Raw genomic sequence first — 10,629 nt, 5'->3', positions numbered from 1 at the left:
TGGAGACCGACGGCCTGCCGTTCGCGGAGGCCGTGGAGCGGCTCGCCAATATGGCGGGCCTGCCGCTGCCAGCGGTGACGCCGGATGCAGCGCGTCAGGAGCAGCGGCGCCGCTCGCTGCATGACGTCATGGATCTCGCCGCCAAGTTCTTTGCCGAGACGCTGGCCTCGCGCGTCGGCGCCAAGGCGCGCGGCTATCTCGCCGACCGCGCGATCTCGCCGGCGACGCAATTGCAGTTTCGGCTGGGCTATGCGCCACCTGATCGCTTTGCGCTGAAAGAGCATCTCGGCAAGCTCGGCGTCTCCGTCGACGACATGGTCGAAACCGGCATGCTGGTGGCCGGCAACGACATCCCGGTGCCCTATGATCGCTTCCGCGATCGCGTGATGTTTCCGATCATGGATCTGCGCGGCCGCGTCATCGCCTTCGGCGGGCGCGCGCTGGAGAAGGACGTTCCGGCCAAGTACCTGAACTCGCCGGAGACGCCGCTCTTCCACAAGGGCGACAATCTGTACAACCACCAGACCGCGCGCAAAGCCACCCATGACGGCAGCCCCCTCATCGTGGTCGAAGGCTATGTCGACGTCATCGCCATGGTCACCGCGGGCTTTGCCGGCAGCGTGGCGCCGCTCGGCACCGCGCTCACTGAAAACCAGCTCGCGCTGCTCTGGAAAATGGCGGACGAGCCGATCCTCTGCTTCGACGGCGACCGCGCCGGCCAGAAAGCCGCTTATCGTGCCGCGGATCTCGCCTTACCCTTCCTCGCGCCCGGCAAGAGTCTGCGCTTCGCCCTGCTGCCGGAAGGGCAGGACCCCGACGATCTCGTGCGCTCCGGCGGTCGTGGCGCGATCGAGGAGGTGATCGCGGCGGCGCGTCCGCTCGCCGAGATGATCTGGTCGCGCGAGCTCGAAGGCGGCAATTTCGCCACGCCCGAGCGCCGCGCCGCGCTAGAGGCGCGCATCAAGGAGCTCTCCAACGGCATCCGCGACGAGGTGGTGCGGCGCTATTACCGGCAGGATCTTGCCGAGCGGCTTCAGCGCGCCTTTGCCCCCGAAGGCGCACGCGGCGGCTTCGGCGGCGGCCGTGGCAATTTCCGCCCCGGCTCGGCCGGCCGTCAGTTCCAGCCCCGCGGTGGGGGAGGCGCGAATCGATTCGGCGGTCAGGGATTTGGAGGCCGCCGCGGCCCACCCGGGCCCATCCAGCTGCCCTCCGGACCCTACCAGGCGGCGAGCGCGCAGCTCGCGGCAAGCCCGATCATGCGCGGCCAGCGCAGCGCCATCTCCCGCCGGGAGGCCCTGATCCTGCAAATCCTGATCAATCACCCCTGGCTGCTGCACGATCATCTCGAGGAAGTCGCGGCCCTGGAGCTCGCCCATCCCGAGGTCCATAAGCTCCGGGCCGGCATCATCGCCGCCTTTGCCAACGACCATCACCATTCGCCGGACCCCGGCGAGCTCGCCGAGAAGATGCGCAGCGATCTCGAGAAGGGCGGATTTTCGCAGGCTCTTCAAAGGGTTGAGAGCGGTATCACGACCGCGGCGGTGTGGGGCGCCCGTGAGGGCGCCGCACGGGACGACGTTCTCTCCACCTGGCATCAGCTGGTCGCCTTGCATCGGCAGTACCATTCACTACTTAGAGAGCTGAAAGACGCCGAGCTGGCCTTGGGGGATGATCCCAGCGAGGCCAACATGGCGTGGCTGCGCGACGTCAAGGCTCGGATAGGCGAAGTCGACGGCACCGAGGCCCTGATCGAGGGTTTTGGCGAGCTGTCGGGCCGGTTCCAGAAGAGCGTGTGATGAAAGAATCATGCGGACGGCCGGGACCGGAACCGCTAAAAGACTCGCCAAATCCGAGGTTTGGCGGCAAAAACAGGGTTAATCGAGGCTTAACGGTCTTGTAGCACTTTGGCCACCAGGCGGCCGCAGGCAGAACAGACGCGTCAGGAATGAATCCGCGCAATTGCTGTTGGCACTACACCTGTATCCGCTGCGACAAAGAGGCTCTACGAAGCGTTAGGCAAATCCGGCGAGTGAAAGGTCGGGGGTGGCGACAAGAGGTCCGCGCCGCCCTTTCCGTGTCGAGATCTGACGAAGCGAGAGCATCGAGCAACAGGTTCAAGTGATTTTGCGCGGGCGCGGCGAACGTCTGTGTGAAACGCGTTTAGGAGCAATGGATGGCCACCAAGGCAAAGACGCTGCAGGCGAAGGACAAGGAAAAAGACGACAAGGCAGCGGACGCGCCGGAGAAGGACTCCCAGGACGCGCCCTCGCCGTTGCTCGATCTGTCCGACGCGGCCGTGAAGAAGATGATCAAGCAGGCCAAGAAGCGCGGCTTCGTGACCTTCGATCAGCTCAACGAAGTTTTGCCGTCCGACCAGACCTCTCCCGAGCAGATCGAGGACATCATGTCCATGCTCTCGGACATGGGCATCAACGTCACCGAAGCCGACGATAGCGAAGGCGAGGAGGACAAGGACGAAGGCGGCGAGGACGAGACCGACAACGAGCTCGTCGAAGTCACCCAGAAGGCCGTCACCGAGGTCAAGAAGAGCGAGCCGGGCGAGCGCACCGACGATCCCGTGCGCATGTATCTGCGCGAGATGGGCACCGTCGAGCTGCTGTCGCGCGAAGGCGAAATTGCGATTGCGAAGCGCATCGAGGCCGGCCGCGAGGCGATGATCGCAGGTCTGTGCGAAAGCCCGCTGACCTTCCAGGCCATCATCATCTGGCGCGACGAGCTCAACGAAGGAAAAATCTTTCTTCGTGACATCATCGATCTCGAAGCCACCTATGCCGGGCCCGATGCCAAGGCCGGCATGAACAATGCGATGATCGCCGGTCCGAACGGCGAGACCGGTGAAGCGACGGCCGAAGGCGGCCAGGCCACCGGCGCCGCGCCCGCGCATGTCGCGCCGCCGGCCGCACCGCCGGCGCCGACCCCGTTCCGCGCCGCGCCTGCGCCCGGCAATGTCGGCGACGCCGCGAAGGATCCGGCGGAATCCGCCGCCGAAGCCGACATGGACGAGGACGACGAGTTCGAGAACCAGATGTCGCTTGCGGCGATCGAGGCCGAGCTCAAGCCGAAGGTCGTCGAGATCTTCGACAAGATCGCCGACAGCTACAAGAAGCTGCGCAAGCTGCAAGAGCAGGACATCCAGAACCAGCTCGAGAGCACCTCGCACGGGCCCTCGCTCTCGCCGCACCAAGAGCGCAAATACCGCAAGCTCAAGGACGAGATCATCGTCGAGGTGAAGTCGCTGCGCCTGAACCAGGCGCGTATCGACAGTCTCGTCGAGCAGCTCTACGACATCAACAAGCGCCTCGTCTCGCATGAGGGCCGCCTGATGCGCCTTGCCGACAGCCATGGCGTCGCGCGCGAAGACTTCCTGCGCAACTACACCGGCTCGGAGCTCGATCCGCGCTGGCTCAACCGTGTCTCGAAGCTGTCGGCCAAGGGCTGGAAGAACTTCGTCCATCACGAGAAGGACCGCATCAAGGACCTCCGCCACGAGGTGCATCAGTTAGCTGCGCTGACCGGCTTGGAGATCATCGAGTTCCGCAAGATCGTGCACTCGGTGCAGAAGGGCGAGCGCGAAGCCCGCCAGGCCAAGAAGGAGATGGTGGAAGCCAACCTCCGTCTCGTGATCTCGATCGCCAAGAAATACACCAATCGCGGCCTGCAGTTCCTCGACCTGATCCAGGAAGGCAACATCGGCCTGATGAAGGCGGTCGACAAGTTCGAGTATCGCCGCGGCTACAAGTTCTCGACCTACGCCACGTGGTGGATCCGGCAGGCGATCACCCGCTCGATCGCCGACCAGGCGCGTACCATCCGCATCCCCGTGCACATGATCGAGACGATCAACAAGATCGTGCGCACCTCGCGCCAGATGCTCAACGAGATCGGCCGCGAGCCCACTCCTGAGGAATTGGCCGAGAAGCTCGGCATGCCGCTGGAGAAAGTCCGAAAAGTCCTCAAGATCGCCAAGGAGCCGTTGTCGCTGGAGACGCCCGTCGGTGACGAAGAGGATTCACACCTCGGCGATTTCATCGAGGACAAGAACGCGATCCTGCCGATCGACGCCGCGATCCAGTCCAACCTGCGCGAGACCACCACGCGCGTGCTGGCCTCGCTCACCCCGCGCGAAGAACGCGTGCTGCGCATGCGCTTCGGCATCGGCATGAACACCGACCACACGCTGGAAGAAGTCGGCCAGCAGTTCTCGGTGACGAGAGAGCGTATTCGACAGATCGAGGCGAAGGCGCTGCGAAAGTTGAAGCATCCGTCAAGGTCAAGGAAGCTGCGGTCGTTCCTGGATAACTAGTTCAAACGCCGCCACTTGGTGGTCTGTTGAAACAAGAACGGCGGGCGAAAGCCCGCCGTTTTCGTTCACGCCTACTTCGACAGCGTTCAGCCCAATAGAGGCTCATGCTTTTCCAATCGAATATACACCCGACCAGAGAGGCGCATCGATTCTGGAATTCCGGGTGGATGGCTCCAGCCTCGACGTCGCAAGGATCGACATCTATGCTTTGATGATGCCGGCTCACCTCACCGTCTGGTACAACACCCGTTGCCCTGTCTGCAATGCCGGCATCGACTGGCAGCGCAACAAGCTGTTGGCGCTGGTGCGCGCGGGTAGGATCGAATTCAGGGATATCAACGAGCAGCCCGAGGCGCTGGCGTGCTTTGGCGCCACGCTCGGCGACATCAGGCGCCGCCTGCATGCGACCGATGAGGCCGGCCAACTCATCGTCGGCGCGGATGTCGCGATTGCGCTGTGGAGGCTGACGCCGAGGGAGGGGTGGCTTGCGGGGTTGTTCGGAAATCGCGTGGCGCTGCCGTTCACCCGGTTCTTCTATGACCGGTTTGCCGATCTGCTGTTTGCCTGGAACAGGCGGAGCGGACGCTGGTGAGCGCCTGCCTGGATTGACCTACTTCTTCTTCGCGCCGACCCGCTCGAGGTTCTTGATCTCAAGCGCCGGGCGGCCGGATTTTTCGGCGATCTCGCGGTCCTGCTCCATGATATAGGCGCGGGCCGGCTCGTCGCCGTCGAGGCCGCCGAGCAATTCGGCGGGCACGCGCCGGTTGGAGCGTTGTGAGCCGTCTTCATAGAAGACGTTGAAAAAGGCGAATTCGCCCTTGGGATTGGTTCCGGGTTTTTTGGCCATGGCCGGCTTTTCGTCGATCAGGGGGCCATAGTCAAATGACTTTGGCAGGTTTCCGGTGGCTGGGCGCGGACCCTGCAGCGGCAGAACCAGCTGCGCGATCGATCGACGAACCCATTTACGAGGCGCCTCGATGTCGGGCGGAAGAGTCCAACGCTTCGTAAAACCCGATGCGCTCCTTAGGAGATCCTTGCCTCACCCTTGCCTCAACAAACGGCGGGCCGCGAAGCCCGCCGTTTATTTTGGTCTTCAGCGTCGCCCGGGGCTGGCGGGGCGACAACCTAGAATAGAATGTTATAACCGGCGCCATGCCATGGCAAGGCAAATCGCTGGCGCTGCGATGCCGCAGCGAGCGCATGAGATATGCAGTGGTCGCGACATCGGACTTCATTCGTCGAGCCAGGATGCGATTGGTTCTGGTGAGGATTTGCCGCTTTGACGCGAATCTGGTTCCCGGGCATGATCGCGCGCCGCTCTCCCGCCCATTCCCTGTAGGATTCATCCGAATGTCGAAATACGCCTTGGCCATCGCCTTCATCGCCTGTCTGGCCGGCGGATCGGCGCAAGCCGCGCGCTGCGGCGGCGACTTCAACAGCTTTGTCGCCAGCATGGCCTCGGAAGCGCAGGCCGCCGGCGTCTCGGCGAGCGTGACCAGCGCGGCGCTCAGCGGCGTGCAGCAGGACGGCGCGGTGCTCGCCTTCGACCGGCGCCAGCGCTACACCTTCAACAAGAGCTTCGAGCAGTATGTCTCGACCCGCGTCGGCCCCGGCCGCATCAATGGCGGCAAGGCGCTGTTGCAGCGCCATGCCGCGCTGCTCTCACGCATCGAGCAGCAGTTCGGCGTGCCCCGCTATATCCTGGTTGCGATCTGGGGGCTGGAGAGCGATTTCGGCAAGGGCGACATCGGCAAGCTGCCGGTGGTCCGCACGCTGGCGACGCTCGCGCATGACTGCCGCCGCACCGAGCTATTCCAGGGCGAGCTGCTCGCGGCGCTGAAGATCGTGCAGCGCGGTGACCTGCCGCTGCGCGACCTGATCGGCGCCTATGCCGGCGAGATCGGCCAGACCCAGTTCCTGCCGTCCTCCTACATCAAGTACGGCGTCGATTTCGACGGCGACGGCCACGTCGATCTCCGCCACAGCGTCCCCGACGTGCTCGCCTCGACCGCGAACCTGCTCCACACCAGCGGCTTCAAGATGGGCCAGCCCTACGGCGAAGGCACCGCCAATTTCGAGGCCATGCGCGAATGGAACAGGGCGGTGATCTATCGCAAGACGATCGGGTATTTTGCCGATCGGCTGGCGGGGCAGTGAGGGGAGCCAAAGAGACGGAGCACTCGCGCACATACTTGGTGTCATCGCCCGCGAAGGCGGGCGATCCAGTATTCCAGAGACCGCGCGAGAATACGGAGAGGCTGCGGCGTACTGGATTCCCCGCCTTCGCGGGGAGTGACAACGGAGAGGTCCGTGAACGCTCGCCAGGACGACGGTTTAATTCGACGGCGCCCCTCACTCCGTCCCCTTCGCCATCCTCTCCAGCTTGCGCTGCAACGGCGCCCAGTACGTTGCCGGGCGGAAGCGCTGCAGGAGATCCATGAAGCGGGCGTCGTTGCCGATCAGGATGCGCGGCTCGTTTCTCTCGATGCCCTTGATGATGCGCAGCGCGGCGTCCCGGGGCGTGGTCCTTGCCGCGTTCTCGAACCGCTCGATCGATTGCGACCGGCGTGCGTTGTCGGTGACGCCGACCCCGGTGCGCGAGTTGCGGGCGATGGCGGTGGCGACGCCGCCAGGATGCACGACCGACAGCCTGACAGGGCTGCCCGCCATGGCCAGCTCGTGCCGCACGCTCTCGGAAAAGCCGCGCACCGCGAATTTCGCCGCGGCATAGGCCGACTGTCCCGGCGGGGCGATGATGCCGAAGATCGAGGACAAATTGACGATGTGTGCCTCGCCCAGCGTCTTCAGATGCGGCAGGAAGGCGCGCGTGCCGTGCACCACGCCCCAGAAATTGATGTCGAACAGCCAGTCCATCTGCGCCTGGTCGATCTCCTCGAACGATCCCATCAGTGCAACGCCGGCATTGTTGACGACGATGCCAAGTGCGGGATGCGCGGTGGCCGCCTCACGCGCGAATTGCGCGATGTCGTCGGGCTTGCTGACATCGACGCGATGCAGGCTGAGCTTGCTTGCGGCGCCGATCTCGGCCGCGAGCGTCTTCAGCCCGGGCTCGTCGCGATCGGCGAGCGCGAGATCGCAGCCGCGCCGTGCAAGCTCGATCGCCAGTGCGCGGCCGATGCCGCTTGCCGCTCCGGTGATAGCGGCGGCGCCGCGGATTGCAGTCATGATGATTCCCCCGTCGAGCCACTTGAGCGGAACTATGATTTACATTTTTTCATATTGGAACCGAACCGCATGGCGGTTCCCACCTTAACCTACGTTACTTGATGAAGACAGGCAGCATTGGGAGCCGCCGATGGGACAAGCAAAGCCGTTTCGAGCCACCGCACTGATCGTGGAAGACGACCTCATGCAGAGGGAGATGCTCAGTCTTCTTCTCGAAGAAAGCGGCTACGACGTCATTCAATGCGAGAGCGCCGAGGCGGCCGAGCTTGTGCTGGAGAAGAGCGCCGGCGCGCTCTGCCTGATGATGACCGACGTTCAGCTTGCCGGCCGCATGAACGGCGTCGAGCTCGCGCATGTCGCCAAGGACCGCAACCCGAAGCTCGACGTCGTCGTCACCTCCGGCCGGCCCTTGATGCAGGCCTTGCCGAACGGCGCGAAGTTCTGGGCCAAGCCATGGGCGCCGCTCGACGTGCTCCGCGAGGCCGAGATCGCGCAGCTGTCCTGAGGGTCGATCCGGCAGGCCGGCTTTCGTGGTCCGCGGCGCGGTGATAAGGTCGGTCCATGACCTTGTCCTTCCTGCTCACCTCGCTGATCGTCGTCGCCTCGCCCGGCACCGGCGTGCTCTACACGCTGGCGGCCGCGCTGACCCGCGGCTCGCGCGCGAGCATCGCCGCTGCCTTCGGCTGCACCCTCGGAATCGTGCCGCACATGACGGCCGCGATGCTGGGGCTCGCCGCCGTGCTCCACACCAGCGCGCTCGCCTTCGCCGCGCTGAAATGGTGCGGTGTCGCCTATCTGCTCTACATGTCCTGGCAGGCGCTGCGCGAGACCGGGGCGCTGGCAGTCGACGGCGAGATCCGCGAGCGTTCGGTCGGTCGGGTGATCGTGACCGGCTTCCTGATCAACATCCTCAATCCGAAGCTGTCGATCTTCTTCCTGGCTTTCCTGCCGCAGTTCATCGCCGCGGACGAAGCCCATGTGCTGGCGCGAATGCTGCAATTGAGCGGCGCCTTCATGGCGATGACGTTTGCGGTATTCGTGGTCTACGGCCTCTGTGCGGCATCGGTGCGCGAGCGCGTCATCTCCCGCCCGCGTGTCATGGCCTGGCTGCGCCGGAGTTTTGCCGCCGGCTTCGCCGCGCTCGGCGCCAAGCTGGCGTTCGCGGAGCGATAGCTTCTCCAGCCAACAAAAAAGCGGGCCTTGCGCCCGCCATCTTCCAACTCAGAACTCCCACCCGACGCCCGGGCGGAGCGTGCTCCACCCGGGCAAAGAATAAGAAGCCTCGCTACTTCTTCTTCGCTGCCTTCTTGGCCTTCTTCTTCGTCGCCTTCTTCGCCTTCTTCGCTTTCTTAGCCATAGGATCCTCTTCAGGGTTAATGGTGAAACGCGACACGAGGGATGCTCGGCGGAGGGCCAGCCTCGCAACATCCTCGATGACAAGCTCAGCAGATTCGCGCGCTTCTGCCCCGCGCTGTCACATCCGTGTCATCGCGTTATCCACAGCTCAGATGCATTTTCGGGTGATTTTAGCTCACGAATCCGCATCGCCGGCATGCCTAACGATCCGACAATGCGCCAGCCGTTCATGAATCCAAAACCAAAGTCATGCTTTCGCGGATCGCAGTGAGACTCCGTTAAGCGCGGCGGCGGCATTGTCCCCCCAAAGAAAACGGGGACGGGATCATGGACGGTCAGCTGGCAGGGACGGAGGGCGCGACGCTGCGCGCGCCGCGTGCGCCATGCTGAACGTGCCGACACTCTGGACCGTGTTCGTCGTCAACTTCCTGGCGCTCGGCCTGATCTGGGCCTACGTGATGCGCACCTATCCGAAATTCGCGGCCGCGCGGTTCTGGATGGCATCGTCCTTTATCGGCGCGACCGGCGCGATGACGGCCCTGCTGCGCCTGTTCGTCGCGTCTCCGTTGCCGCTCCTGCTTGGCGCTGCCGGCGTCATCGCGGCGAGCTGCCTTGCCGCCATGGGCATTCAACGCTTCTATCACCGGCCCGTCTCATGGCGCGTCATGATCGCAACAGCAGGCTTAAGCCTCGCCGGCGTCGTGTTCTTCGTGGTCGGCTTCGACAACATGCAGCTGCGCATGCTCTGCTACACGCTCGGTCAGGCCGTGCCGCTGGTGCTGGCGCTGCGTCTGTTGCTGTCGCCGCCGGAAGGCCGCGTCAGTCCGGGCGCCCGGCTGTCCGGCATCGTCATCCTCGCCATTATCGCGATCCTCGTCGTCCGCACGGTGGGCAATCTGCTCGGCGGCGATTTCTCGGCAAGCGCCGGCGGCCAGGCTCATGGCGTCATGGTGCTGGGTCTCCTGTTCCTGTCCATGACGCTCAATTTCGGCTTCCTGCTGATGGCGATGGACAGCTTGCGCAACGAGGTCGCCGACCTCGCGCTACTCGACGATCTCACCGGCGTCGCCAACCGGCGGCATTTGTTGCAGCGGCTGAGCGAAGAATGCGCCCGCTCGGAGCGCAGCAGCGAGCCGTTCTCGCTGCTGGTCATCGATCTCGACGGCTTCAAGACCATCAACGACACCCATGGCCATGCCGCGGGCGATGCCTGCCTCCAGCACTTCACCCTGATGGCGCAGACGCGCTTGAGGCCCGGCGACATGCTCGCCCGCACCGGCGGCGACGAATTCTGCGTCGTGCTGCCCTCGTCGACCTTGCGCGAGGCGGCTGCGATCGCCCGCCGCGTGCTCGAGGTCTGCCGCCAGGATGCCGTCACCTGCACCGGCGTCGACATTCCGATCGCGATCTCGATCGGGGTAGCGCAGTGGGACCGCGGCGTCGGCCAGTTTCCGGACCGCCTGATCGCGCATGCCGACCACGCGCTCTATGCGGCCAAGAAGAACGGCAAGAACGACTTTGCCGTCCACGATCCGGCGCCGCCGCTCATGCCTGACCCGATCGGTCCAGGCGAGGCCTTGCGCAAATTCGCGTAAGGGCGTGCTAACGTCAGGTCCGCATTGGACCCGCATGATGATCTCTCGCCTGCTCGCGGCCGTTCTCGCCGCTCTCACTCTGATCGCACCTGCCGCTGCGACCGACGCCGAGCTCGCAAAGCTCGCGCGCGCCTCCGGCACGCCCGACATTCCCGGCCTGAAGATGGT

At 64.5% G+C, this 10,629-nt stretch carries 9 protein-coding genes and 1 pseudogene; 8 read left to right on the top strand and 2 right to left on the bottom strand.

The window, feature by feature from the left end; translation table 11 throughout:
- From dnaG to IVB32_RS06515, 3 genes are all read left to right on the top strand, one after another.
- The coding region (gene dnaG / locus IVB32_RS06525; protein WP_247410023.1) for a DNA primase at nucleotides 1–1,796 on the top strand (1,796 nt) is incomplete at its 5' end.
- A gap of 377 nt (nucleotides 1,797–2,173) precedes the next feature.
- On the top strand, nucleotides 2,174–4,324 hold the full coding sequence (gene rpoD / locus IVB32_RS06520) for an RNA polymerase sigma factor RpoD (RefSeq protein ID WP_247296166.1): 2,151 nt from the start codon (nucleotides 2,174–2,176) through the stop codon (nucleotides 4,322–4,324).
- 214 nt (nucleotides 4,325–4,538) lie between these two features.
- Nucleotides 4,539–4,916, top strand: coding sequence for a DCC1-like thiol-disulfide oxidoreductase family protein (locus tag IVB32_RS06515; protein ID WP_247296247.1), 378 nt, complete (start codon nucleotides 4,539–4,541; stop codon nucleotides 4,914–4,916).
- An 18-nt stretch (nucleotides 4,917–4,934) separates the two neighbouring features.
- On the opposite strand, the gene IVB32_RS06510 is transcribed toward IVB32_RS06515, so the two are convergent.
- Nucleotides 4,935–5,171 carry a hypothetical protein gene (locus IVB32_RS06510; protein WP_007614643.1) on the bottom strand — a complete coding sequence of 79 codons (237 nt, stop codon included), beginning with the start codon at nucleotides 5,169–5,171 and terminating at the stop codon, nucleotides 4,935–4,937.
- A 503-nt stretch (nucleotides 5,172–5,674) separates the two neighbouring features.
- Here IVB32_RS06510 and IVB32_RS06505 point away from each other — a divergent pair.
- Nucleotides 5,675–6,481 carry a lytic murein transglycosylase gene (locus IVB32_RS06505; protein WP_085360517.1) on the top strand — a complete coding sequence of 269 codons (807 nt, stop codon included), beginning with the start codon at nucleotides 5,675–5,677 and terminating at the stop codon, nucleotides 6,479–6,481.
- 195 nt (nucleotides 6,482–6,676) lie between these two features.
- On the opposite strand, the gene IVB32_RS06500 is transcribed toward IVB32_RS06505, so the two are convergent.
- A complete protein-coding gene (locus tag IVB32_RS06500; protein ID WP_247361002.1) occupies nucleotides 6,677–7,510 on the bottom strand; it encodes an SDR family oxidoreductase in 834 nt (277 codons plus the stop codon).
- A gap of 130 nt (nucleotides 7,511–7,640) precedes the next feature.
- Here IVB32_RS06500 and IVB32_RS06495 point away from each other — a divergent pair, with 130 nt between their 5' ends.
- From IVB32_RS06495 to IVB32_RS06480, 4 genes and pseudogenes are all read left to right on the top strand, one after another.
- A complete protein-coding gene (locus IVB32_RS06495; RefSeq protein WP_018453620.1) occupies nucleotides 7,641–8,015 on the top strand; it encodes a response regulator in 375 nt (124 codons plus the stop codon).
- A 56-nt stretch (nucleotides 8,016–8,071) separates the two neighbouring features.
- Nucleotides 8,072–8,683, top strand: a complete 612-nt coding sequence (locus tag IVB32_RS06490; protein ID WP_247296161.1) for a LysE family translocator — start codon at nucleotides 8,072–8,074, stop codon at nucleotides 8,681–8,683.
- Between the two features lie 566 nt (nucleotides 8,684–9,249).
- A complete protein-coding gene (locus IVB32_RS06485) occupies nucleotides 9,250–10,461 on the top strand; it encodes a GGDEF domain-containing protein (RefSeq protein WP_247296158.1) in 1,212 nt (403 codons plus the stop codon).
- A 34-nt stretch (nucleotides 10,462–10,495) separates the two neighbouring features.
- Nucleotides 10,496–10,629 (top strand): annotated as a pseudogene (locus IVB32_RS06480) (N-acetylmuramoyl-L-alanine amidase); the annotation flags it as partial.

This window comes from Bradyrhizobium sp. 23 (assembly GCF_023073295.1).
Lineage (GTDB): Bacteria > Pseudomonadota > Alphaproteobacteria > Rhizobiales > Xanthobacteraceae > Bradyrhizobium > Bradyrhizobium canariense_D.
Note: the sequence above shows the minus strand (reverse complement) of the source record. Positions and strands in the feature narration are given on the sequence as shown.

What these genes read in the sequence shown, in the direction of transcription:
- IVB32_RS06500 (WP_247361002.1), bottom strand. Translation starts at nt 7,510, where the DNA reads ATGACTGCAATCCGCGGCGCCGCCGCTATCACCGGAGCGGCAAGCGGC.
- IVB32_RS06510 (WP_007614643.1), bottom strand. Translation starts at nt 5,171, where the DNA reads ATGGCCAAAAAACCCGGAACCAATCCCAAGGGCGAATTCGCCTTTTTC.
- rpoD (WP_247296166.1), top strand. Translation starts at nt 2,174, where the DNA reads ATGGCCACCAAGGCAAAGACGCTGCAGGCGAAGGACAAGGAAAAAGAC.
- IVB32_RS06485 (WP_247296158.1), top strand. Translation starts at nt 9,250, where the DNA reads ATGCTGAACGTGCCGACACTCTGGACCGTGTTCGTCGTCAACTTCCTG.
- IVB32_RS06490 (WP_247296161.1), top strand. Translation starts at nt 8,072, where the DNA reads ATGACCTTGTCCTTCCTGCTCACCTCGCTGATCGTCGTCGCCTCGCCC.
- IVB32_RS06505 (WP_085360517.1), top strand. Translation starts at nt 5,675, where the DNA reads ATGTCGAAATACGCCTTGGCCATCGCCTTCATCGCCTGTCTGGCCGGC.
- IVB32_RS06495 (WP_018453620.1), top strand. Translation starts at nt 7,641, where the DNA reads ATGGGACAAGCAAAGCCGTTTCGAGCCACCGCACTGATCGTGGAAGAC.
- IVB32_RS06515 (WP_247296247.1), top strand. Translation starts at nt 4,539, where the DNA reads ATGCCGGCTCACCTCACCGTCTGGTACAACACCCGTTGCCCTGTCTGC.